Source organism: Segatella copri (genome assembly GCF_949820605.1).
In the GTDB taxonomy this organism is placed as follows: domain Bacteria; phylum Bacteroidota; class Bacteroidia; order Bacteroidales; family Bacteroidaceae; genus Prevotella.
Genome location: NZ_CATKVU010000006.1, coordinates 555223 through 581311, shown reverse-complemented (window position 1 = coordinate 581311; position 26089 = coordinate 555223). Strand labels below are relative to the sequence as shown.

At 46.4% G+C, this 26089-nt stretch carries 17 protein-coding genes; 5 read left to right on the top strand and 12 right to left on the bottom strand.

Features of this window, described 5'->3' with window-relative positions; all coding sequences use genetic code 11:
- Nucleotides 1-21: 21 nt before the first annotated feature.
- On the bottom strand, nt 22-2967 hold the full coding sequence (locus RCO84_RS03380; protein ID WP_317583900.1) for a TonB-dependent receptor: 2946 nt from the start codon (nt 2965-2967) through the stop codon (nt 22-24).
- 235 nt (nt 2968-3202) lie between these two features.
- Here RCO84_RS03380 and aroB point away from each other — a divergent pair, with 235 nt between their 5' ends.
- Entirely contained in the window at nt 3203-4249 is a 1047-nt protein-coding gene (aroB, locus tag RCO84_RS03375; protein ID WP_287860336.1) for a 3-dehydroquinate synthase, read from the top strand.
- A gap of 33 nt (nt 4250-4282) precedes the next feature.
- On the opposite strand, the gene RCO84_RS03370 is transcribed toward aroB, so the two are convergent.
- From RCO84_RS03370 to rfbD, 8 genes are all read right to left on the bottom strand, one after another.
- Nucleotides 4283-5266, bottom strand: coding sequence for an AMP-binding protein (locus RCO84_RS03370; protein ID WP_317583899.1), 984 nt, complete (start codon nt 5264-5266; stop codon nt 4283-4285).
- Nucleotides 5263-6390: an o-succinylbenzoate synthase gene (locus RCO84_RS03365; protein ID WP_317583898.1), complete on the bottom strand. Its 1128-nt coding sequence runs from the start codon at nt 6388-6390 to the stop codon at nt 5263-5265. The genes RCO84_RS03370 and RCO84_RS03365 overlap by 4 nt, the downstream gene beginning before the upstream one ends.
- Nucleotides 6391-6454: 64 nt before the next feature.
- Nucleotides 6455-7984 carry a carbon-nitrogen hydrolase family protein gene (locus RCO84_RS03360; RefSeq protein ID WP_287586057.1) on the bottom strand — a complete coding sequence of 510 codons (1530 nt, stop codon included), beginning with the start codon at nt 7982-7984 and terminating at the stop codon, nt 6455-6457.
- Nucleotides 7985-8132: 148 nt separating this feature from the next.
- A complete protein-coding gene (locus tag RCO84_RS03355) occupies nt 8133-9869 on the bottom strand; it encodes a phosphoethanolamine transferase (protein WP_317583894.1) in 1737 nt (578 codons plus the stop codon).
- 71 nt (nt 9870-9940) lie between these two features.
- Nucleotides 9941-11080 (bottom strand): BamA/TamA family outer membrane protein, encoded by a 1140-nt coding sequence (locus RCO84_RS03350; protein WP_373690148.1) that lies wholly within the window; start codon nt 11078-11080, stop codon nt 9941-9943.
- A gap of 136 nt (nt 11081-11216) precedes the next feature.
- Nucleotides 11217-12179 (bottom strand): PCMD domain-containing protein, encoded by a 963-nt coding sequence (locus tag RCO84_RS03345; protein ID WP_144152148.1) that lies wholly within the window; start codon nt 12177-12179, stop codon nt 11217-11219.
- Nucleotides 12180-12373: 194 nt separating this feature from the next.
- The gene (locus tag RCO84_RS03340) at nt 12374-13507 is read right to left on the bottom strand and encodes a dTDP-glucose 4,6-dehydratase (protein WP_317583892.1); all 1134 of its coding nucleotides are present in this window, start codon (nt 13505-13507) and stop codon (nt 12374-12376) included.
- 26 nt (nt 13508-13533) lie between these two features.
- Nucleotides 13534-14406: a dTDP-4-dehydrorhamnose reductase gene (rfbD, locus tag RCO84_RS03335; RefSeq protein ID WP_264900614.1), complete on the bottom strand. Its 873-nt coding sequence runs from the start codon at nt 14404-14406 to the stop codon at nt 13534-13536.
- A 713-nt stretch (nt 14407-15119) separates the two neighbouring features.
- Between rfbD and RCO84_RS03330 the strand changes: the two genes are divergently transcribed.
- Nucleotides 15120-16784 (top strand): DUF6377 domain-containing protein, encoded by a 1665-nt coding sequence (locus RCO84_RS03330; RefSeq protein ID WP_317583890.1) that lies wholly within the window; start codon nt 15120-15122, stop codon nt 16782-16784.
- Nucleotides 16785-16868: 84 nt separating this feature from the next.
- Here the strand turns inward: RCO84_RS03330 and RCO84_RS03325 are convergent, their stop codons facing one another.
- Both RCO84_RS03325 and RCO84_RS03320 read right to left on the bottom strand, forming a co-directional pair.
- Entirely contained in the window at nt 16869-17624 is a 756-nt protein-coding gene (locus tag RCO84_RS03325) for an SDR family oxidoreductase (RefSeq protein WP_287586049.1), read from the bottom strand.
- A gap of 70 nt (nt 17625-17694) precedes the next feature.
- Nucleotides 17695-18201, bottom strand: coding sequence for a histidine phosphatase family protein (locus tag RCO84_RS03320; RefSeq protein ID WP_317583888.1), 507 nt, complete (start codon nt 18199-18201; stop codon nt 17695-17697).
- A 282-nt stretch (nt 18202-18483) separates the two neighbouring features.
- On the opposite strand from RCO84_RS03320, the gene RCO84_RS03315 reads away from it, so the two are divergent.
- The 3 genes from RCO84_RS03315 to RCO84_RS03305 all read left to right on the top strand — a co-directional run bounded on the left by RCO84_RS03315 (nt 18484) and on the right by RCO84_RS03305 (nt 23549).
- Entirely contained in the window at nt 18484-19134 is a 651-nt protein-coding gene (locus RCO84_RS03315; RefSeq protein WP_317583886.1) for a DUF308 domain-containing protein, read from the top strand.
- A 27-nt stretch (nt 19135-19161) separates the two neighbouring features.
- Nucleotides 19162-21711 (top strand): transglycosylase domain-containing protein, encoded by a 2550-nt coding sequence (locus RCO84_RS03310; RefSeq protein WP_287828375.1) that lies wholly within the window; start codon nt 19162-19164, stop codon nt 21709-21711.
- Between the two features lie 107 nt (nt 21712-21818).
- The gene (locus tag RCO84_RS03305; protein WP_317583883.1) at nt 21819-23549 is read left to right on the top strand and encodes an ATP-dependent DNA helicase; all 1731 of its coding nucleotides are present in this window, start codon (nt 21819-21821) and stop codon (nt 23547-23549) included.
- Nucleotides 23550-23620: 71 nt separating this feature from the next.
- On the opposite strand, the gene RCO84_RS03300 is transcribed toward RCO84_RS03305, so the two are convergent.
- Nucleotides 23621-26077 (bottom strand): glycoside hydrolase family 95 protein, encoded by a 2457-nt coding sequence (locus tag RCO84_RS03300; protein ID WP_317583882.1) that lies wholly within the window; start codon nt 26075-26077, stop codon nt 23621-23623.
- Nucleotides 26078-26089: the final 12 nt, after the last annotated feature.

Here is a 26089-nt window from a genome sequence, read left to right as displayed (position 1 = left end):
AAGCTTACTTCATTTTCTTTTCTAGAACATTCTGCCGCCTGGACGACCACCGCCAAAACCGCCATTGAATGGACGACCACTGAAGTTTGGACGACCACCAGGACCACCAGGACCTTCAGGTCCACCACCGCGAGCCTGCTTGCCTCCGAAGAGATTCAGGCGGTAAATCACGTGCAGCATCGCATAGCTGTTGATGGCATTATACTCCGTATCCGTACGGGATGTAGCAGAAATGGCACGAGAGAAGGTGCTCTGCTGGCGGAGAATATCGTAGAACTGCAGCATGATGGTAAGAGGCTTGCCCTTCAGGAACCCCTGAGAAAGCTGCGCATTCCATACAAACTCATCCGTATTCATGCTGCTGTCGCTATAACCGCGGCGGCTGCTGATAGAGAGGCTTGAGTTCAGACTGGTACCCCAAGGCGCTGTAAGCGTCATGCTAGGACCATAAGAGAACTGCCAGGTATTGAGGTTGCTGTTAGGCTGCAACTTGTTTGTAGCATAGTTATAATTCAATGTTCCATCAAGCGAAAGCTCCAGCCAGTTGTTGCGATAGCTGAAAGAGAGGCGTTCTCTCCAAGTGGTACTGCGGGTGGTATTCTTCTGGGAATCAGACTGCTTGTCGAGACTCAGATAACTCACGTAGTTGTCGTAACCCAAGTAGGTGTCGGTATTCAAGTTCCATACACCGGCACTATCGATAGAGCAGTTGAACATAAAGGCTCCCATTACATTCCAGTTGCCATTGATATTCTCAGGTCGGGTGATTCTACCACCAGTCTTCTCATCGTAAGTCACCTTATTGCTGATGCTATTGTTGGTGGTTGAGAAGTTGATGAAGGTCATGACACCCTTGTTGTGGTTCTGCACGAAGTTGTTGTAGAACAATCGGAAGTTCTGGGTGAACGATGGCTTCAAGCCAGGGTTACCCTTCGAGATGTTCAGCGGGTCGCTGTTATCTGTGATATCAAGCAACTGAGAGATGCTTGGCTGAGAGGTGGTACCACGGTAGTTCACGCGCAGGTTACTCATCTTGGAGAAGCGATAACGGAAATCGAGGGTTGGACTGATATTTGTCACGTTACGAACGGTATCTACATGCACTCCCTGATAATCCTGGATATACTTCGACTGTTGTGGCTGAATCATCACACCGAAGTTCAAGTTATACTTCTGACGGACGAATCGCATCATCACCTGTATATCATGATTGTAGTTGCGATACTCAGAGAAACGGCTCTGATCATCATCCTTGTAATCTTCGAGATGACCGGCAAACGGATTCAGGTAACTATCCCAACCACGGTACTCCTGATCACCACTCATAGCATACTTGCTGAAATCGTAGGTGCTGCGGTCGCTCTTGGAGTAGCTGTAAGTAAACTTATAGCTGAACTGCAGGAAGGTAGCCTTCCAGAGCGGCTCACTATAGGTCAACTGGCCCGCATAACTGTAATTCTTCGAAGGAGTCAGGTTATAGCGATTGGTCTGATAAGTAGAATCCTTACCCTCCGCTGTCTGTACAAGATAGAGCTTGGCATTGTTGAGCGAGATGCTCTTGCTGTCATTATCCGTATATTTGGCATCCACACGGAAGGTGATGTTACGTCCCTTGTTGCCCAACTTGCGGTTCACCTGCAGCATACCCTTGATATTGTTATTATCAGAATAGGTGATTCCGTTAGTCAACTGACTGTTCACCATAGCCTCAGCCTTGTCCAACTCATCAATACCTTCCTCAGAAAGAGGGTCTTTGGTGGTAATGGTATAAGGATCCTTGTTGTAAGAAGCCGATTGGCTGCCACTCAATCCATCGCTGGTACTCCAGGAGATGGAAGGACGGAAGAGGATATTGGTCATGGAATCAGGCATCCACTCCAAGCGGATGTTGCCGTTCCAGCTGTTGCTGCGGGAGAAATTCTGAGTCAAGCTGTTGCTGAACGAAGAGCTGCTACCCATGAAGTTCTCGCTGGAACGACGGCTCCAAATATCGCCATCGCCGTGATTCCAACGAAGTGAAGTATTGAACTTGAATTTATCCTTCAGTTCGTAATTGTAGTTGGCGGCTATCATCTTGCTGGCATTCAAACCGTTAGCACCTCCGAAACCTCTACCCGGTCCACCGCCTCCGAAACCACGGTCGCTGGTGTTATTGGCATTGGCAAAGAGCATGAATCGGTTGTTATCATTGAAATAACCGCCCATGCCACGCATGTTATAGCGGCTCTTGTTGCCCACACCCAGGTCGATGTTGGAAATCAAACCCTTGTTCATACCCTTCTTCACACCGAAGTCGAGCACGGTCTGCTCCTCGCCATCATCAATACCGGTCACCTTAGAGAGATCACTCTTCTCATCGTATGCCTTGATCTTATCGATGATGCTGGTAGGCAGGTTCTTCAGGGCAGTCTTGGTATCACCGGTCATAAACTCCTTGCCATCTATGAGAATCTTCTTTACCTCCTTACCATTAATCTTGATAGTACCGTCATCGCTCACCTCTGCACCCGGCAGACGCTTTACGAGTTCCTCAACTACCGAGCCTTCCGGTGTGCGATAGGCAGAAGAATTGTACACGAAAGTATCCTCCTTCAGAGTTACCTTCTGAGCCATGGCTGTTACCACTGCGCCTTTCAGCATGATAGCCTCAGCATTCAGCACTATCTTACCCATAGCCAGATCCTTGTTATCAGAAATTTGGATACGCTTCACGGTAGACTTGTATCCTACGCTCGAAATCTTGAGCAGATACTTGCCATTAGCCGGAGCGGTGACATGAAAGAGTCCGTTCTCATTACTGATGGCACCAGCCACATACGTGCTGTCGCTCTTAAGCAATTGAACAGTTACCTGCTCAATGGCTTCCTTGGTATCGCGGTCGGTAATCTGACCGGATATCAGTCGCTGTTGAGCAAAGGATGCCATTGCCATCAATAGCAGCAGCATCGTTAGAATTGATTTTTTCATTCTTATTTTTAATTTGTTATTATATTCACTTGTTCGTTATTTCCACCTGACCATTATTTTCACTTAACCGTTATGATATTTTAATGACCATTTTTGTTAATCTGGTAGTTTTGACGCGTTAAATACACCAAGGTTTAATGCATTCTGAGATAAAAAACGCAAATTTAGCAACTTTTTTTTTGTATTATCTCCATTTTAGTGTATCTTTGCACAAAAATTAATACGTTAGAATGTTATGGAACAAAGAGTAATCATATCAACCCAACTGGAAAGCGAACTGGTAAGTGCACTTTCTGAGTGTGAGCACGACAAGCTTTTTGTGCTTACAGATACTACGACATTGGAACTATGCATGCCTATATTGCAGAATTTTTACTGCATGAAGGAAACCCATATCATCACTATTCCGGCTACCGACAGCCATAAAGACATCGAGAGTCTGATGATGGTATGGAAAGGACTGCAGGAGGGAGGAGCTTCACGCCACTCCTGTATGATTAATCTGGGCGGGGGTATGGTAACCGACCTGGGTGGCTTTGCTGCCAGCACTTTTAAGAGAGGTATCAACTTTATCAATATCCCTACCACCCTGCTGGCTATGGTAGATGCATCGGTAGGTGGAAAGACAGGCATCAACTTCGGCGGACTGAAGAACGAAGTAGGTGTGTTCAATGATTCTAAATTTGTTATTCTCGATACAGAATTCTTAAAGACGCTCGATGCAGAAAACATCTGTTCGGGCTATGCAGAAATGCTGAAACACGGTCTGATTTCTACAGAAGCAATGTGGGAAGAACTGGTCAGTTTCGACCTCGACAAGCCTGATTTGAAGCAGTTGCAGCGCATGGTAGGCGACAGCGTGAAGGTAAAGGAGCGCATTGTAGAGCAGGATCCTCACGAGCAGGGCATCCGCAAGGCGCTGAACCTGGGTCATACATTCGGTCATGCCTTTGAGAGCTGGGCTTTGAAGCGCAAGCCTATCCTGCATGGTTACGCTGTGGCATTCGGCCTTATTCCAGAACTCTATCTGAGTGTTGCCAAGACTGGATTCCCTACTGAGAAGATGCGCCAGACCGTAAACTTCATCAAGGAATTCTATGGTACACTGGATATTACCTGCGATGACTATGATGAGCTCATCGAGCTGATGCATCATGACAAGAAGAACCAGAATGGCATCATCAACTTCACGATGCTGGGTGGCATAGGCGATATACGTATCAACCAGACTGCTACGACAGAAGAAATCAAGGAAGCACTCGATTTCTTCAGAGAAGGATAATTCAGCTAAAGAATCTTTCTTCAGAGAATCCCTTTAAAGAAAGATAGCACGCTTCGGCTTTCCGGTTTCGGTAAGCGGAAGATGCTCTACATGAAGGAATTCCCTTGGAATCCAATATTTATGATCAGATAAGAGGCGGCGAACAGTCGCCTCTATTTTTTCTATCTCCTCATCTTCCGTTAAGAGGACTGCAATCTCTCCAAACTTCCCGTCTTTCTTCTTGGCTATCATGAAAGGTTTTTCAAGATAAGGCTTCAACAGGGTTTCAACCTCTTCTATCTGAATCTTGATACCTCCGCTGCAAATCACATTGTCTTTTCTGCCTTTGATGCGAAAACGGAGTTTTTCCACCTTATTATATATATAGGATTCTATTTCCACTATATCGTTCGTTACCAAGGGCTCAGCACAGACTTGCGGAGCATCTATCACCAGACATCCTTCATCGGTCTGACTGATTTTCACACTATCGAAAGGCTGGTACCATTCGCTAGCCTCAGTACCGTTAATTCTTCTCAGGGCAATATGCGAGAGCGTTTCAGTCATTCCATAGGTACTCCAGATGGCAATATTGCCGGGAAGAGCCTTCAGTTTCTGTTCGAGAGCCTCATCTATAGCTCCGCCACCGATAATAAGATGCCTGATGCGGCAGAGACGAGCCCGCTCTTCAGGAACCTGCAGGGTATTATAAACCTGCATCGGGACCATCGCAGCGAAGGTAATCTCTTCATTTACATCTTTCAAAGGATGCCCACTTGGGCAAACAGAAATAAGATGGAGATGGCGCTCTATACTCCGCACCACCACCATCTTACCTGCAATATAATCGAGCGACATGCAGAGCAGGGCACTGTCGCCAGGTTTCAATCCCAGGAAATCACAAGTGATGCGGGCCGAGTTGAGCATTCGCTTCTTCTCTACCATCATCGGCTTGGGCTTTCCCGTGGAACCACTGGTATGCACCAGCACCCGGTCGCTACCGTTATTCCATTCTGAAAGGAATTCTTCTAAAGTCATTTTACTACAAACAGTTTGTCACCACGAATCTCCAAAGGCATCGGTATATTATCAGTAAAGAGCTGACCGGTACCCAAGCCTTGCGGCATCTTGACATTAGGACCATATACTTTAGCTGCATAATGAGCAATAGCGTTCAGACCGATATTACTCTCAAGAGCAGAAGTAATCCAACTGCCGATACCACGCTGGTTAGCCAGTTCTATCCACTCGTTGCATCCATAGATGCCACCATGAAGTGAAGGCTTGAGGATGATATACTGAGGACGGACGGTATCGAGCAAAGCCTGCTTCATACTCCGGACATTCACACCAATCAACTCCTCGTCTAGGGCGATAGGAAGCGGTGTTTCGCGACAGAGCTGAGCCATCTTAGGCCACTGATGCTGCTTGATAGGCTGCTCTATCGAATGAATGTCATATTTAGCCAAAGCCTCCAGCTGGCTCATTGCATTCTCTGGCAAAAAGCCACCATTGGCATCTACACGCAACTCAATCTGCTCCTTGGTATACACATCACGGATGCGCTTGATGAGATCGAGTTCCTTGAAGAAATCGATGGCACCGATTTTGAGTTTCACGCAATGGAAACCCGCCTGGAGCTTCTCCTCCAACCGGGCCAGCATCTCCTCATAGGTTCCCATCCACACCAATCCGTTGATGGTGATGCCCTCTTCTCCCCTACCGAAAGGAGAATCGAAAAGATTGACAAGATTCTCCATTCCGGCTGGAACAGAAACCACTTTCTGCTTCAACATTTCTGAAGAAGAAGATGCTCCTTCAGCAGGAACAATCTCCAAAAACTTCTTCACTGCATCGAAGAACGAAGCGAAGGCTGTTTCCAAACCGAAGGTAATGCTAGGGTAAGCACGAATCATATCGTATGGAATGCGTCCCATCTGCTCCACCATCTGGCACACCTGCCTAAGGGTGACGGCATATTCCGGTTTGGCATCGCAACTGAGATCTGGGAGCGTAGCACACTCTCCCACTCCCTCTACTCCCGGCAATTCATCCGATGTAAGGGTGAGATAATAACTGTGTCTCGTGGTATATACGCCACGAGACGTGCCTGCCGGCTGCTTGAAGTGGAGCGTGCGCTCCGAGATGTCAATCTTATACATTCTTTATATATATATATCAATACAATTGAATTCTTCACTCTTCGTTCTTCACTCTTCACTTAACCTACTTTTTCTGCTTCAATTCGTAGAGATCCTTGCGGCGGTCGCGAAGATTTCTTACAGCACCGTAGGTATGAAGCTCATTCAAGAGATTCAGGTCAACATCTGATACGAGAATCATCTCGGTATTAGGTGTTGCCTCTGAACGCTTGCCATCGTTAGGGAAAGCAAAGTCGCAAGGGGTGAACACGGCGCTCTGGGCATACTGGATATCCATGTTATGAACACGTGGCAAGTTGCCCACACTACCCGCAATGGCAACATAGCACTCGTTTTCGATGGCACGCGCCTGTGCACAGACTCTTACTCGGGAGTAAGCATTCTGGGTATCGGTCATGAATGGAACGAAGAGAATCTGCATGCCATCCTCAGCCATTAATCTTGACAACTCAGGGAACTCCACATCATAGCAGATGACGATACCAATCTTACCGCAATCGGTATCAAAGGTCTGGATATGGCTACCACCACTCAATCCCCAGCACTTCTGCTCATCTGGTGTAACATGAATCTTCTCGTACATGTCTACGCTACCATCTCTGCGGCAGAGGAAGCCTACATTATAGAGGGAATCGTCCTTGAGATAAGGCATACTACCCGTGATGATATTGATGTTGTAACTGATGGCCAACTCACGGAAACGGTCACGGATTTCTTCGGTATACTGCGCCATCTTTCGGATGCTCTGCGCCTCACCCAAGTCGTTGAAACGAGCCATCAAAGGTGCATTGAAATACTCAGGGAAGAGAATGAAATCGCTCTTGTAATCGCTCACAGAATCAACGAAGAACTCAACCTGTTCGAAGAGGTCATCCACCGAAGCGTATGGGCGCATCTGCCACTGTACCAATCCGATTCTTACGGTTGGCTTGCGGTCTACATAAGAATCCGTAGGTGGCTGATAATAGATGTTATCCCACTGCAAGAGGGTGGCGCAGTGTTCGCTCTCCTCATCGCTAGGAAGATAGTTGCGGATTACGCGGCGCACGTGGAAATCATTGGAAAGCTGGAAGGTAAGAACCGGGTCATAGATTTCACGGTTTCTTACATGCTCAATATACTCCTTAGGGCGCATCTTATCGGCATACTTGTGATAGTTTGGTATACGACCGCCAAACATGATAGCCTTTAAGTTGAGCTTCTCGCAGAGTTCCTTACGATACTCATACATACGGCGAGCCAGGCGCAAACCACGATAATCAGGGTGGATAAATACCTCGATACCGTAAAGAATGTTTCCATTAGGATCGTGGGTGTTGAAGGTTTCATTACCCGTAACCTGAGCATAGGTATGATCACCCTTCACCATATTATAATTGACGATGATAGAGAGCGCACAGCCCACAATCTTATCATCAACGATAATAACCACCTGTCCCTCAGGGAAGATAGTGATGAGTTTCTTGATCTGTTCTCTTGTCCAGAAAACATCTGAGTCTGCGTAAATACGCTTAAACGACTTGGCGAGCTGGTCATAATCCTCCATGTGGAGGTTACGCATACCCACCTTTTCGATTTTTCGAGTTGGTTCCATAACAACTGTATTTTTATTATTATCTAAATCCGGGTGCAAAGATACAGCAAATTATAGATACGACAAAGAGTTTTCGCAAATAATTGATATTTACGAAAACTCTTTTCATATATTGGAAGAAAATCCCCCCTGAGATGAAAGATTTGTGCTAATATTTAGCCTCATCCTGCGGAATTGCCTCATTATGGTCATCCAGATATAGCAACCTGCCCGGGTGATACAGTTCACTTGCCACCGAATGTTCATCCTGACGGTATCGGGTCTGGATGCCACCGATGCCCAACAGGGTATGGAATACCGAAAGACTTGTCTGAACCTGCTTGGTATGGTTATCCGCCAGCGCTTTCACTACCTTCGGATATTTCTTATCAAAGCCCTGCGAGGTCCAGATGATGAAAGGCACATGAAGCTCGTAATCAGATGCCTTCGGTGCTGCATGGAGGAAGAGATTCCGATTGTCATCAAAGATATTCTCGCCATGGTCACTGGTATAGAGCATCGCCGAGGTAGGCTGACAATATATGCCATCCGGCTTATTCCTAGCCTTAGTCTGAACCAGCTCCCATTTCTGCAGTCGCTCCACAATCCCATGCAGGATATAATCGGTATATCGGATGGTATTATCGTAGGCATTCAGCAGGTCACGCCGGTTCTCCGGCATTGCCTCACTCCTGCCATCAGGCTTGAAGTAAGCAAAGCTGCGGGGATAACGTTCCTGATAATTGAAGTGGGAACCATAGGTATGAAGTACCACGAAGAGCTTGCGATAACGGTAATGGGCTGAGGATGAAGCATCAGCCTCCGGCAAGATCTTATCCAGTTTCCGCAACAGATCCTCATCGTAATGACTGCCCTGGACAGATTCTTCCTTCTTCAGAAAGTAATGCTCATCAGCCTGCTCTCCCAGGAAATCGATAAACGAATGGTTGGGCAACTGGTTGCTGATGAACACGGTATGAAATCCGGCTTCCCTGAAGGCTGCCAGGATGCCTTTCTCATGAAAGAGGCGTGGAAAATCCTCTGCCGAAGCTGCCGACAGAAGCATCGGTACACTCTTGTGGGTGGTATTGCTCTGCGTGGTTGCATCAGGGAAAGCCATGATACCCGGCGTTTTGGAAAGCAGCGGATTGGTATTCCGAGGATAGCCATAGAGACTGAAATTATGGGCTCGTGCCGTCTCTCCCACCACCATCACATACACTTCGGGAGCTTCCGCATCGTGCCCACTCCGGGCATCAAACCGGAAGTTACGGCTTGCCTCCTGGTAATTCTCGGACGCCGCATTGCGCTCGAAAGCCAGATAGAGGTTATAGCAGATATTGACGGGATAAAGCTGATTGCGCATCCGGTAACCATCCACCACTACATAACAGGCAAGGAGACAGAAGAGGCCGATGGATCCAGCCTCCATGACCCATTTGAGGATATGATGCTGGAAAGAGACGGATATCTGATGCTTCTTCCTGATATGGATGACAGCCAAGATGAGCAAGGGAAGATAAATCACAAAAACACCTACCACGGCAGGCAACAGATTGTCCAGCAGTTCCATCACTTCTCCCGGATTGGTGGTCACGAGATTCAGGAACATATCCACCGCTATCACTCCCGTTCCGAAGAGATAGAGCAATACCAGCTGAAAAGCGGCGAAAAAGACAAAGAGAAATGCCCACCATACCATCTTGCCCGGACATCTGGCTACAGAAAAGAACCACATATACAGTGCCAGAGGCAACAGCACATTGGCTGCGCCCGCCCAGAAAGAAAGTCTTTCGGTAAAGCACAGGGCGATATTGGGCAGCAGCAATGCCACCACCGCATACCAGTAAAGGAAGGTGCCCGAAGACACCTTATTATATATAGCATTACATATAGAATGATTCATAGACTACACCTTATTAAATATATATAGCATATCACGGAAATGCATCATAAGTATTTCGTGAAAAGACATCATTAAAATGCCTCGTTGATATTAAAGAGGAAGCCAGACTGTCCTGACTTTCCAAATCCATAATCCAATCGTACATTCACATTCTTCTTGAACTCCCAGCGATAGCCTACTCCTGCATTCGGCAGAATCTGTCTGCTTCGCAACGCAGAGAACTTAGGGAAAACGGTACCTGCTCCAGCCCAGACCACAATACCATTTCGCTTCCAGACATGCTGTCGCAACTCCACGGTAGCCTCCAGGGAATGCTTGTCGCGATAACGGCCCTCGTAGTAGCCGCGCATCGAACAGGTACCTCCCAGTTCTGCCATCATTCCCCAAGAAGGATTGCCGAAATTGAGATTGGCTCCGAAATCCTCGGCAAGAATCGTTCCCTTGCCCAGTCGCTGATAGGCATCAAAACGGAAGTGAGTCGTACTGAAGGCATAATCATTACCCATAAATTTTGGTCTGAACATCTGCTTCAGATTCAGATAGATACCCCGGTGCGGATTGGTGAGATTATCCCGGTTGTCATAAACCAGAGATACGCCCGCTCCTACATTCCAGATATGCTTATCCATCCCCTGCAGCAATTCCGGTCGTTCTATTTGCTTGCCTATCACATAGTCGTAAGCTGCCATAGGTCCCACATAGAAGTTATCGGCTACCCTGAACAGGAAGCTGGCCTCTGCCTGAGCCTGCCAACGCTTCATATCACTCTTGTTGTCATCGTTATCGCCCATCTCGTAACCGATTCCCCAGAAATCGGAAGGGAAGGAATAGAAATAGAGATGATAATCGATGCGGTAACGACCGGCAGGAGCTATATGATTGCCCCGAACACCCAACATATAGAAGCCCACCGAACTGACATCACCGAAAAGCGATACATTGGAAGGTGGCAAGATGCTATCGTTAGGATCGGTGCGGTAAAGTCCTGCCGCCACCATTCCCAGACCAAACTTGGTATCGGAAGCATAATGAGGACCTCCAATTACACTGAAGTCGAATCGCTTATGCCGCTTGTTCTTGTTGGCATCATTGAAGTAGTCAAGGAATCGTGTCATCCACGATTTCTTGACCTGCTGGGCAGTATCCACCTTCTCAGAAGAGAGGGAATCTGAAGAAATTGGCTCCGAGGCATAGCTGCTCAATGTCATCATCGCAAAAAGTATGGTTAGAATATGCTTCATAAAGTCAATATTTTCCTGTTGATTCTATTTTCGTCATTTACTAATAAACCAGTGACACTTCATTAATATACCAGTGATACATTATTAATATACCAGTGACACATTATTAATATACCAGTGATACATTATCTATCCACAAGGTGTTACCTGGTGTTCCGATATAAGCACCGCCATCCGAAGAAGAGAACTGGAGAACGAGATGAGTAGGCGTTTCATCGGCAGCAGCCCATCCCACTTCTCTTACAAGCACACTCTTACCCTTACTGTTGCGGGCATAATCGGTAGAACGGAGTCCCATCGTTGCGGCATGATAGCCAGCCATTTGACGGATATCACCATAGTGGATGGTATAGGTTGCATCTTCCACCCATCCATTCGTACTCTTGCCGTATCTTACCACCATCGTACCCACTCGCTTGGCAGTGATGTTACCCTTGGCATCCTCGTGACGCTTCTGAAGATAGAGCACCACGATGGCATGGTCTCTTCCTGCCACTGTAGAGGCACCACTGAATCCATTCTGCTTGATTCGGTTGGCAACATTAGGAAGGTAGGTCTTGTAATCGAAACGCAGAGCCTTAGGACGTGCCGTAAACGGAATGCCCCAGTTGATGGCCTTCGGACCATCCTTGGTACTGGTGATCGGTTCACGAACATCTCCCAGGAAAAGGGAACCGGCTGCAAGTACCTTGATATTGATAAGTCCCAACACCTTTACCTTTTCTATATGAGTCTCCAGTTTGGCGCAATGCCCACTGCCGTGCCTGTCACGAAAAACCGAATTATTGGTCTTGTAAATGCCGGAAACATGCGCCAAGACATTGGATGAGCCCCAAGGAGACCCACCCTTATTGGTATAAGGAGTATTACCCTGGATAGTCATATTAGGTCCTACGGCATAAATGGTTTTCTGATTACCACCAATGATAGCCGACTCTTTGATATTTCTGATTACCCAGTAGTCCATATTTCCATATTTCAGAGGAACCACTTTTTTCTGTCCCTGCATAGGAAGACATGACAAAATAGCAAGCGCTAATGCAATGCCGAAAATTACCTGTTTTTTCATATCTATTGCTTTAATATTTCTAGATACTGCAAAGATAGAAAAATTTTTCGTACTTTCAGGTTTTCAGGGTACTAAAGAGAGAATTATTAAGAAATAATAATATATTTAGGGGATTTTAATCGAAGAAAAACAAAAAAGCCCTGCAAGAGCAAAAGCTTGGGATAGTTAAAGCTTTTGCCCTTACAGGACGTCTATTAACGGTTAGAATACATGTTGTCGTAGTACTTCTGGTAATCGCCAGAGGTTACATTGTCCATCCATTCCTGATTATCTAGATACCATTTTACGGTCTCCTCGATTCCCTCCTCAAACTGGAGTGATGGCTCCCAACCGAGTTCCTTCTGAAGCTTGCGAGAGTCGATGGCATAACGCATATCGTGACCCTTTCTATCGGTTACGTAGGTGATGAGATCCATATCCTCGCCTTCCTTTCTGCCGAGCAATCTATCAACGGTCTTGATGACCACCTTGATGATGTCGAGGTTCTTCCACTCATTGAAACCGCCGATGTTGTAGGTCTCAGCAATCTTACCCTTGTGGAAAATCATATCGATGGCACGGGCATGATCCACTACATACAACCAGTCGCGCACGTTCTCACCCTTACCATATACTGGCAATGGCTTGCGATGACGGATGTTGTTGATGAACAGCGGAATCAACTTCTCTGGGAACTGGTATGGACCGTAGTTGTTAGAGCAGTTGGTCACGATGGTAGGCATACCGTATGTATCGTGGAAAGCACGGACGAAGTGGTCTGAGCTTGCCTTGGATGCTGAGTATGGAGAGTGAGGATTGTACTTGGTTGTCTCTACGAAGAACTCCTCGCCATAAGCCTCGTGGTTCTTACCGCTGGATGCCTTGGTGGTGAAAGGAGCAGGAATGCCCTCAGGATGAGTCATCTGCAAGGCACCGTAAACCTCATCAGTAGAGATATGGTAGAAGCGCTTACCCTCGTATCCCTCAGGAAGACTCTCCCAGTAAACCTTTGCCGCCTGGAGCAGAGACAGGGTTCCCATCACGTTGGTTTGAGCGAAAGTGAATGGATCCTTGATACTTCTATCTACATGGCTCTCGGCAGCGAGATGAATGATGCCATCCACCTTGTAGTCCTGCATCAGCTTCAACATCAGGTCGAAATCGCAGATGTCGCCCTTAACGAAAGTATAGTTAGGCTTGTCCTCAATGTCCTTGAGGTTTGCCAAATTACCAGCGTATGTCAACTTGTCGAGGTTGATGATGTGATACTCAGGATATTTGTTCACGAAAAGTCTTACTACGTGTGAGCCGATGAACCCTGCACCGCCCGTGATAATGATATTCTTCATTTCAATTAATAACTTATAATTAATAATTATTTTGCTGCCGCCAATTCAGCGATGCACTTCTTCAAACTGTCAGTCCAGTATGGCACCTTGAATCCGAAAGTCTGCTTCAACTTACTCTTGTCAAGTACAGAGAAGTGAGGACGCTTCACTGGGCTTGGGAACTCCTCGCTGTAGCAAGGCTGAATATCGCAAGTATTTCCGCTCAGTTCGCAGATAATCTTAGCGAAATCAAACCAAGAGCAGACACCCTCATTAGAGAAGTGGTAGATGCCCGTCTTATCCAACTGGTCAGTTTCGATGATATGTGAGATGACAGCAGCCAGGTCGCCAGCGTAAGTTGGAGTACCCACCTGGTCGAAGACCACCTTCAGGGTGTCGTGGCTTGCCGTGAGACTCTGCATGGTCTTCACGAAGTTCTTACCCCACTGCGAGTAGAGCCATGCTGTACGGATGATGATATGCTTGCATCCAGTAGCTTCAATACTCTTTTCGCCTGCAAGTTTCGTTTTACCATATACCCCCAAAGGATTCGTTTCCCAATCTTCACGGCAAGGTATATTCTTGTCGCCCTGAAAAACATAGTCGGTAGATACATGAATCAAAGTACCATCTACCTCCTTCATAGCCTGTGCCAAATTTCCCGCAGCAGTATTGTTGAGCAGATTAACCAGATCGTAATCTGTTTCAGCCTTATCTACGTTGGTATAAGCAGCGCAGTTAACAATTACCTGAATATCATTCTCCCTCACCTTTTCTCGGATAGCGTCAAGATTGGTGATATCCAGTTTTTCATAGCCTTCAGCCACATCAGTGAAGACAAACTTGTGATTGCTTTTTTGGGCACAGATTTGCATTTCATGTCCCAATTGACCATTAGCGCCTGTTACTAATATATTCATTGTTTTAATATTTTATTCAATATAATATTTTAAAGTCTACTTACTATTTTCCTCTACACATGAAGAAAACTGATTTTTCTCTCGAAATCTATTTCCTACTACCTATATATAAATCTATTCATCTATATATAAATATGTGGCAAAGGTAAAAAAATAATTTGAGTTGACCAAAGAAAAGAAAAAGAAAAGAGAAGAAACTAACATATATTAAACAAAGACCGCCACACTTTTTCACAAAAGCATGGCGGTTTTCCCTAAAACATAATAGATAAGCTTTGCCTTTAAGGGCAAACTTGAATCGTCAAGTAGCCTAGTCTATTACCAATCCTTTTTCCCTAATATAAACTAAACCTGTTTTCCTATTTAAATCAACATACTAAATCAACAAAAGGAATTTTCTTTATCATTAAATACTTTTAGAAGACTTGAAGTGGTAATTAAACCATAAAAACTACTGTTTTCTGATTTCGGTTGCAAAATTATATCATTTTTTTCAAAGTTGTATACCTAAGTAGTATTTTAGTAAAAAATCAGTCTGCCAAAGAAATAGATAACTCATTAAGAATCAGACGTTTTAACACATTAACTATTTTTGTCTAAAGTAAATGGTATTATATGAAAGGAAATTTGTATCTTTGCACCACAAAACGGACAAAAGGACGAAAATAACATTTAAAAGACGATTTTGTTATAATTATAAAGAAACATTAAAGATGAAACTACTTATATATTTACTTCTTTTGCTTACTATGCCATTGGCTGCTCAAGGCAAAACGGACGAGAAGACTTTAACGGACGAGAAGACTTTATTGGATCGTATTGACAAGATGATTGAAAACGACCAATATTATCAGGGAATCAAGGAAAAGGAATTGAAACATCTGAAGCGGCAAGCTTATGAAGCTGAAGACGACCAAACCCGGCTACAGTTTCTTGACAGCATATATCATGCCTATAGTGCTTACCGCTACGACTCAGCATACGCATATATGAAACAGGGGCTTGAATTGGCAGAAAAATGTCATAACACCTATTATATATTACGTAACCAGATAAACTGGGCATCCATACTCTCGGTAAGGGGATTTTATGGCAAAGCAGAAAGCTTACTCCAATCGCTCAATCCTGATGAGATGCCATACCAGCTGAAGCAATACTATTACTTCACATACGCCTGGCTCTACAACTATTGGGAATCATACGCCAAGAACTCAGATTACGCCGAAGAATTCCGTGCCCAGAAGAAACATTATATGACCCTTCTGATACAGAGTTTCAACAAAAACAATAAGCATAACGTCTTCTATCAGTATCTCATGGGCGAATACGCCTATCTCGACAACCCTACCAGCAAGGAGTCGCTCAACTATTATCTGAAGGCACTGAAGATGACGCCAGCCAAATCCCGCATACATGCCATGTCGGCTTATGGTATAGCCAGATATTACAAACATATAGGCAAACTCGACCTTTACGAGGAATATCTTGTAGAGGCATCCGTGAGCGATGAATTGTGTCAGCTCAAAGAAACTATTGCGCTTCAAAAGCTAGCCTATTACATCTTTAAAAAGGATGCGAGCAACAGTAAGAGAGCTGCCAAATATATCCAGCACACGATGGAAGATGCACAGTTCTTCAACAACCAACTGCACATGATGGAGATTTCCAACAGCCTTTCAGTCATCACTTCAGCCAACCAGCAGGCTGCCGAGCGCTCTCGTACCCGTTTTCTTTGGGGGTTCATTGGTGTAAGCATAGCGCTGGTCATCATTCTCATCCTCTCATTCGTCAATAACCGACAGAAGAACAGGCTGAAGAAAAACAAGGCTGAGATTGAAGAACAGAACGAGAAGCAGAAAGAGATGAATGCACAGCTCACCGAACTGAACCAGCAGCTGATTGAAACCAATATCAAGCGAGAGACCTACATGCGCCTCTTTATGGACATCAGTGCGGCTTATATCAGCAAGTTATCAGATTATCGCAAACTGGTAAGCCGAAAAATCAAGGCAAACCAGACTGCCGATTTGCTGAAGAGTCTCAACACCCATAAATTGGAAGAAGAGGAATCGCAGATGTTCTACAACCGGTTCGACAAGGCATTCATGGAATTGTATCCGGGTTTCGTTACTGAGTTGAACAAGCTCCTGCTGCCAGAATGCCAACTGGAAGTTCCTACTACGCACGACCTGACCACGGAAATTCGCATCTTTGCCCTGATGCGACTGGGTGTAACCGACAGCAAGGAGATTGCCACCCTGCTGCATTACTCCACCCAGACCATCTATAACTACAAGTCTGGAATGCGGGCAAAAGCAATCAATCGCGATTCATTCGAATCTGATATCAATCAGCTTTGCCACATCATTAATAGTTAATAATTAATAGTTTATAGCATAAACCGCTTTGACAATCTTGCTCAACGGCGCAGCCTCTATAAACTATTAACTGTAAACTATTATCTAGCTTCTGTGTATCACGGTTCCGTTAGCCTGATGCGTAGCAAGAACCAGCACCTCAGCTATTTGCACGTGTTCTGGGGCACTTGCAGCATAGAAGGCAACATCTGCCACGTCATCGCCGTTCAGAGGCTCTATGCCGCGGTAAACGTTGTCTGCGCGGTTCTGGTCACCATGGAAACGGATGTTAGAGAAGTTTGTTTCAACCAAACCCGGTTTCACATTGGTAACACGCACTTTTGTATGTGCCACATCAATGCGCAAGCCGTCTGTAATAGCCTTTACAGCCGCTTTGGTAGCACAATATACATTACCTCCCGCATAAGCAGCATCACCCGCCACACTACCTATATTGATTACATGACCATGATTACGCTCCACCATACCAGGTACAATCAGGCGAGTCATGGTTAAGAGTCCCTTGATATTGGTATCAATCATCTGATCCCAATCCTCAAAATCGCCCTCATATTCAGGTTCCAGTCCACGTGCGAGTCCCGCATTATTGATAAGCACATCCACATTGCGCCACTCCTCAGGGAGGTAATCCACCGCTTTTTTAGCAGCTTCACGGTTACGCACATCGAAAGCCAAGGCAAGCACCTCAACGCCCTCAGCCTCGAGTTCTTTCTTCAGGATTTCCAACTTTCCCGTGTTTCTACCTGTAAGAATCAGGTTATAGCCGCCACGGGCAAAACGACGTGCACAACCTTCGCCAATACCGCTTGTTGCGCCTGTAATAAGAGCAATTTTATTCATATTCTTTGATACTTTGAATTATACTTTGAACTTTATGATTAGCTAAGCAATTGAATTCTTCACTCTTCCCTTAAAGAATAAGGACTCTGACCTCAGCATTCGCCATTTTCTCTATCTGGTTCATCGGACGTTTATAATAAACACTCTGGATAGCCTTGTTGATGATGCCATGCCCCACAGCAAGAACGGTCTGATCAGGATAAGTAACCTTGAGCCAGGTAAGGAAATTCCGGGCTCTTGATTTCATCTTTTCGAGCGTCTCTATGTTGTCCGGCCAATCCTTTGGGTTCTTCGGCAGGTCAAGGATGAATTTACCCGTAAAATCGCCCCAATCGCGCTCTCTGAGCAAGGGAGTGGTGACAACGGGATGCGAGCCGGCGATAATTTCACAGGTCTGTATACTGCGATAGAGATCGCTCGATACGAAGACATCGATAGGCGTACCGACCATTTTCCTGGCCACTTCCTCAGCCTGCTCAATACCTTTCATATTGAGTTTTCCCGGTGTTTGTCCCTGCATAATTTGCGCCTTGTTATCCACCGTTTCACCATGGCGCACCAAATATAATTTTGTCATTGTCTTTACTTTTTCCGTCTATATCAAAAATGAGTTTTTACTTTTCCTAAGTCTATACTCCAGACCTAGTTTTCACTTTCACTAAGTCTCTTTCCAAGACATCATGATTCTGATTTTGCTTACAAAATTACGGCTTTCTATCGAGACCAACAAATAATTTGCGTTAAATATAGCAATAATTTGCGTTAAATATAGCAATAATTTAAGTTTATATAAAAAACTTCTTGCTAGTTTCGGATTTCTTTCGTAACTTTGCCCCGAAATAACAAAATCAGTTTTAGTATGAAGGTAATACACAGTTCAATATTCCGCGCAGTATGCGCCATCATCGTAGGAGTCCTGCTCATCCAATATCGTGAGCAGACTGTCACCTGGATAACCATCGCCATCGGTGTTTTGTTTTTCCTTTCAGGTGTCATCTCCCTTGCCAGTTATTGGGCAGCCAAGCGCAATGCAGAGAAGATGCAGGGCCAGATTCTGTCTGATTCCAATGGTAAGCCTATCATGGGCATGATGCCTAAATTCCCGCTTGTGAGCGTAGGCAGTCTTATCCTGGGATTGCTGCTTGCCCTGATGCCTCAGGTGTTTATCGCCTGGCTGATGTTCATCCTGGCGTTCATCCTGATTCTGGGTGCTCTGACCCAGTTTGTCAATCTGGCTTCAGCAGCTAAGATGGGACGCGTAGGCATCCTCTTCTGGCTCTTCCCTTCAGTCCTTCTTCTGCTGGGTCTGCTCGCCATCATCAAACCTTCAGCCATCGCCTCTGCTCCTCTTTTCATCATCGGTTGGGGTATGCTCATCTATGGAGTAGTAGAGCTTCTCAACGCCTTTAAAGTCTCCAACAACAAGAGAATCTGGCTGAATAACCAACAGCAGAAACAGGATTCAAAGGAGATTTATGTGGATGTAGAGGAAGTGAAGAACGAAAAGTAAAACAACGAAATCATTATATCATCATATATGAATAAAATTAAGTCTCTCTTTGCCTGGTTATGGCAAAAATTTCGCACATTCTGGCCTTGGTACAAGGGATTGTATCAGGGCAAGGCGTGGTATACCAAGACCCTCGTTGCCTTGGCTAGCTGTATAGTCGCCTTCATCTTGTATCTGGGCGCAGTAGATATCAACTTCTTATGGCTCTTCGGCAAGTCGCCTGGCTATTTCTCAGGCATTCTGGATCCCCAGACCTCTGAGGCCTCTGAAATCTATTCGGCTGATGGAAAACTCATCGGCAAGTATTTCAACGAAAACCGTACTCCGGTAGAATATGATGAGGTAACACCTGATTTCTTCAAGGCACTGGTAGATACCGAGGATGAACGATTCTACAAGCATATCGGTATCGACCCTATCGGTGTGTTTGCTGCTGCCAAGGATGCACTCTTCCATCATAACGGGCGCGGTGCTTCTACCATCACACAGCAGCTGGCGAAGAACATGTTCCGTGTACGTTCGCAATATTCTACCGGTTTGCTGGGTAAGATTCCTGTACTCCGCCTGCTCATCATCAAGAGCAAGGAGTGGATCATCGCAGTAAAACTCGAAACGGTGTTCAGCAAGAAGGAAATCATCACCATGTATGCCAACACGGTTGATTTCGGTAGCAATTCCTATGGTATCAAAACCGCTGCGAAGACCTACTTCAACACCACCCCTAAGGAGTTGACCACCGACCAGGCTGCTGTGCTCGTAGGCATGCTCAAGGCTACCACCTACTACAACCCACGCACCAACCCGGAGAACAGTCTTGCACGCCGCAACACCGTATTATATAATATGGTGACACATGGTGATCTTTCAAAAGACAGATACAATGAACTGAAAGATGAGCCTATTAAGCTCGATTTCAAGGTAGAAGAAAACTACGACGGACAGGCTAAATACTTCCGTGAGGCAGTAGCTAACTACCTGAAAGACTGGTGTAAAGACGAAGGTTACGACCTCTATACCAGCGGTTTGAAGATTTATACCACCATCGATACCCGCATGCAGAAGTATGCAGAAGATGCAGCCCGCAAGCAGATGAAGCAGGTACAGCAGAACTTCAACAACCACTGGAACATCCGCCGTACCCAGGTAGGCAAAGGCAACTGGATGGGTCAGGATCCTTGGCAGGATGAGAACCACAACGTGATACCAAACTTCATCCAGGGCATCGCCGAGCGCCAGCCATTCTACAAGGCATTGATAGCCCGCTTCCCTAACAATCCCGACTCAGTAAACTATTACTATAAGGAGTGGGTTCACCCGGTTAAGGTATTCGATTATGACAAGGGCAGCATCACGATTAACATGACATCAGAAGACTCCATCAAGTATATGACCACCTTCATGCACTGCGCCTTTGTAGCCATGGAGCCACAGACCGGAGCAGTAAAGGCATGGGTGGGCGATATCGACTTCGACCACTGGAAGTATGACAAGGTAACAGCCGAGCGCCAGCCTGGTTCTACCTTCAAGCTCTTTGTTTATACCGAGGCGATGAATCAGGGTTTAACCCCTTGTGACAAGCGTCGCGACGAATATATCTCTATGGAGGTATACGATAAGAAGAAGCACGAAATGACCATCTGGCGTCCATCCAATGCCAACGGTTCGTTCTCGGGCGACAGCATCCCATTGAAGAGTGCCTTTGCCAAGAGTATAAACTCTGTGGCTGTAAGATTAGGACAGGAGATGGGCATCAAGCGCATCATCGAGACAGCCAAGAAGATGGGTATCAACAGTCCGCTGGATGACACCCCTTCTCTCGCCCTCGGTTCCAGCGATGTCAACCTCCTGGAGATGGCATGCGCCTACAGCACCATTGCCAACAATGGCAAGCACCACGACCCGGTATTGGTTACCAAGATTGTAGACCACGACGGTAAGGTGGTTTACGAGGGCCCTACCGATTCCGAGCAGGTGATACCTTACAAGAGTGCCTTCCTCATGCAGCAGCTCTTACAGGGCGGTATGAAGGAGCCGGGAGGTACATCCCAGAGTCTCTGGGGCTATGTAGGCAACTACCGTGATACTGAGTTCGGTGGAAAGACAGGTACCACCAATAACCACTCCGATGCCTGGTTCATGTGTGTGAGCCCTAAGCTCGTAGTTGGTGCCTGGGTAGGAGGCGAATACCGCTGTCTCCACTTCCGCACCGGAGCCTTGGGTCAAGGTTCGAGAACCGCTCTTCCTGTGTGCGGTTACTTCCTCCAGAGTGTCTTTGGCGACCCAGCTTTCCAGCAGTATCACGGCAAGTTTGACAAGCCACAGGACAGCGATATCACCCGCGATATGTACATCTGTGCAAGCTATGCACCAAAGCCAAAGATAGATACCACCAAGGTAGACAGTACCGCCTTCCAGGAAGAGATTGTTCTCGATGACGAAGGCAATCCTGTTATCCGCGAGGTTCCTGCCAAGAAGGCTGAAAGCGAATCTGCCACCGGTACAGCCACCACAGAAGAAAAGAAAGAGAAGAAGAAGGCTAAGCCAACGGAACAGCCTGTCAACTTCGATGATCTTTAGATTTAGTTAATAGTTTATAGTTTATAGCGGCTACGCCGTTTAGCAAGAAGGCAATTTAATGTGGCTTATGCTATAAACTATAAATTATAAACTATAAATTAAATACAATGATTGATCTCGACAACCCGGAGTTGCAGAATGCACTCCAAATCATACAGTTTACCCGTCGTTCGCTTTTCCTTACCGGAAAGGCGGGGACGGGTAAATCTACTTTTTTACGTTATATAGCCGCCAATACCAAGAAGAAACATATCATTCTTGCCCCAACAGGCATTGCGGCCATCAACGCCGGAGGAAGCACGCTCCACAGCTTTTTCAAGCTTCCTTTCCACCCGCTGCTGCCCAACGACAGCATGTATTCCGTCCGCAACATCCGCAACACCCTGAAGTATAATTCAGAGAAGATAAAGATTATCCGCGAGGTAGAGCTCATCATCATCGATGAGATCAGTATGGTTCGTGCCGATATTATCGATTTCCTGGACAAGATATTGCGGGTATATTGCCGCAACATGCGAGAGCCTTTCGGGGGCAAGCAGCTGCTTCTGGTGGGCGATATCTTCCAGCTGGAGCCTGTGGTAAGAGAGGACGACCGCCGTCTGCTCAGTCCCTTCTACCGCAGCAGTTTCTTCTTCGATGCCAAGGTGTTCGAATACTTCAAGCTCGTGAGCATCGAACTCAAGAAGGTATACCGTCAGAGCGATCCCGTTTTCATCAGCATCCTCGACCATATCCGCACGTCTCAGGTGCCCATGCAGGATCTACAGCGCCTCAACCAGCGCGTGGGAGCCCAGCTCGATGAGAGCGATTCCAAACTTGCCATCACCCTCTCTACACGCCGCGATACGGTAGATTACATCAACGACAGCCAGCTCCAGTGTCTTCCGGGAGAGCCTTGCCTCTTCCGTGGCCACATACAGGGCGAGTTTCCGGAGAGCAGTCTCCCTACCCCTATCGAGCTTTACCTCAAGACGGGGGCTCAGGTTATCTTCATCAAGAATGATATCGAGCATCAGTGGGTGAATGGCACGCTGGGCACTATCATCGGTTTTGATGAGGATGCCAAGATTTATGTGCGCACCGAGGAAGGCAAGGATGTGATGGTGGAGCCTGCGGCATGGAGCAACATGAGATACCATTTCAATGAGATTGAGAAAAAGATTGAGGAGGAAGAGATTGGCAGATACGAGCAGTACCCCATCCGTCTGGCTTGGGCGATAACGGTTCATAAGAGCCAGGGCCTCACCTTCAACCAGGTGAAGATTGATTTCACGGGTGGTGTCTTTGCGGGCGGACAAACGTATGTTGCCTTGTCCCGCTGCACCAGTCTCGAGGGCATCAGTCTTCAGGAGCCGTTGCGTCAGAGTGACGTTTTCGTGCGCAATGATGTCAAGCAGTTTGCCCGTCATTACAACGACCAGAGCACCATCAACACAGCGCTTACCCAGAGTAAGGCCGACAAGCAGTATCATGATGCCGTCAAGGCGTTCGACAGGGGCGATATGCAGTCGGCTCTCGATAACTTCTTCCTTGCCATCCACAGTCGTTATGACATCGAGCAGCCGCTTGCCAAGCGTTTCATCCGCAAAAAGCTGAACAGGGTGAACGAGCTTCAGGCAGAGAACGAGCGGTTGCGCGAAGAAATAAGAAAGAAGGATGAAGAGAAGGAGAAGCAGCAGAAGTTCCTCAAGCGCCTTGCTACGGAGTATGTGATCATGGGCAAGGAGTGCGAAAAAGAAGGCATGAAAGAGGCTGCCAGCCTGAATTATCGCAAGGCCCTCACCCTTTATCCTGAGCACCCGGAGGCTAAGAGAAGGCTGAAGCATCTCAAAGAATAATGTATAATAAGCAAATGTGGTTGAAAAAGCAAAATAAAGCGCTTTTCCAACCACATTTAATTATTATAAAACTAGAACTTAACCTCATAAGTTTTGCCTCTCTGCGTTTTCATCTTCTTCATTTTATCTCCATATCTTACCATACAAGGTTCACCGGATCCTGAGAGAATGACAGCTTTGGTAAGGCGTCCGTTATCCCAATAGATATCCACTGTGAAATTCCCACTGGCACGCAGTCCCTTTACAGATCCCTTCTGCCATGCATCAGGCAGCGCTGGCAACAGATGGATAAAACCCATGTGACTCTGCATCAACATTTCGGTTAAACCCGCAATACCGCCAAAGTTACCATCTATCTGAAATGGCGCATGCGTATCCCAAAGATTATCCAATGTACCATTCTTCAGGAGATTGCCAAAAAGTCTGTAAGCATGATTACCATCGTGCAGACGGGCCCACAGGTTCAGTTTCCACCCCATAGACCACCCCGTGGAACCATCGCCACGATGTTCCAATACCACTCTTGAGGCCTTCGCCAGCACAGGAGTAGTGATAGGCGAAATGGTGTGGCCCGGATGCAGACCGAAAAGATGATTTACATGGCGATGCTCATCCTTAGGATCATCGATATCCTTAGACCACTCCATCAACTGACCGTAACGGCCAACCTGATAAGGCGCAATGTGCTTTAGGGCATCTTTCCACCGCTTGCGATCCTTGGCATCCTTGCCCAATATCTTGCTAGCCTCTACCGCATCGAGCAGAATCTCACGAATCACAGCATGGGCAAAGGTAGCCCCCTCGTCTATTGGTCCGTGCTCTGGAGATGTTGAAGGAGCCGCTGTATAGACACCATCCTTACGATGCCACAGATAATCCGCAGCAAAGTTGGCACTTCCCTTAATGATGTTGTAAGCCGTCTCGCTCAAGAACTTTTTATCACGTGTATAATCGTAATATTCCCAAAGATGGGTAGCAAGCCATGGACCGGCAAACGGAGAGAAGTTCCAGGACATGTCCTCACTCAACAATGGAGAGGTAAAGCCGAAGATGTTACTGGATATAGATGTAGTCCAACCACGGGTTCCATAATAAGACTTGGCGGTCTTCTCGCCCGGTTTTACCTGCATCTGAATGAAATCGAAGAGCGGAAGCGCGCACTCGCCTAGATTGGTGCTGCAAGCTGGCCAATAGTTCATCTGGAGATTGATGTTGTTATGATAATCAACACGCCAAGGCCCATCCACGTTATTATGCCATATACCTTGCAAGTTGGCAGGCAAATTTCCAGGACGGGAAGAGGCGATGAGCAAATAACGTCCAAACTGATAGTAGAGCTGTTCCAGATAGAAATCCTTTGCTCCTTTACGATAATTCGCAAGCCGTTGGTCGATAGGTATGTCGTTATCATTATTCACATTGTTCAGTATCAGGCTTACACGACTGAACAGATTGCTGTAATCCCTGTAATGCTCATCCAGCAGCAGCTCATAGCCCTTTTCTTCTGCCTTACTCACCCAATCTAGGGTGGTAGCCAGCGGATCCACACCCACATAGGTCTTAGGATCATTATAATCAGGATTATTGTTTGCCTTGTAATCGGTATCGGCAGAAATAAGGAATACTACCTCGTCGGCACCCTTCACAGTCAACTTTCCACCTTCATTCGAGAGAGTACCTCCCTTGTTGATGGCACGGATGCGGATGGCATACTGCATATCGTTATTGTCTAGACGGGCATCCCAAAGCAACCCATTTCTACAGTCTGCCACCATTCTGCCCGTAGAAACCGGGTTAGGCGCATAGGAGAACACGAGATTCTGCTTTCCCGGACGGGAAGCCGTATAGCGGATAGCCATCACATTTGCAGGATAAGAGATGAAGTATTCACGCTGATATTTTACGCCATCCTTAACAAATGAAACCGTAGCCAATGCTGAATCGAGCGACAAGGCACGGCGATATTGCGACATACCCACGGTGCTCAATCCTGTCTCTATATACGCCTCGCCCATCGTAGTAAAGCTACCAAAACGAAATGCTTCCTCGGCATAAGACTCGTAAGGCACGGTACTGTTGAAGTTCTTGCGGGTGAGCTGAGATGCTTTTTCCCAATCGTTGGCAGCAAAGGCATCTCTGATTTTCTTTATCAAATGGGCTGAATTCTTGTTCACATTCCAATAATAGGCAGCACCCTTCTTGGTGTTCGGTCCGCCACGCCAGAGAGTCTTCTCATTCAGTGTGAAACGCTCTGCTTCTACCGACCCCATGATATTGGCTCCAATACTGCCATTACCGATAGGCAATGACTTTGATTCCCAATCTGAATCTGGATTGCAGGCTGTATCACCTGCCGATATAGGTTTCTTGTGCGTCCATTGCTCAGGATGTCCGCCATACCAGATTTGCTGTCCCTTTAATGTTACTGGCGTATCAAACCAGTAAGACAATCGCGTCTTCTGCTGTGCAGTGGCAGAGAAAGCACAAAACCACACCAAGGTTAAAATAGATACGGTTTTTTTGTTCATAATATATATTTT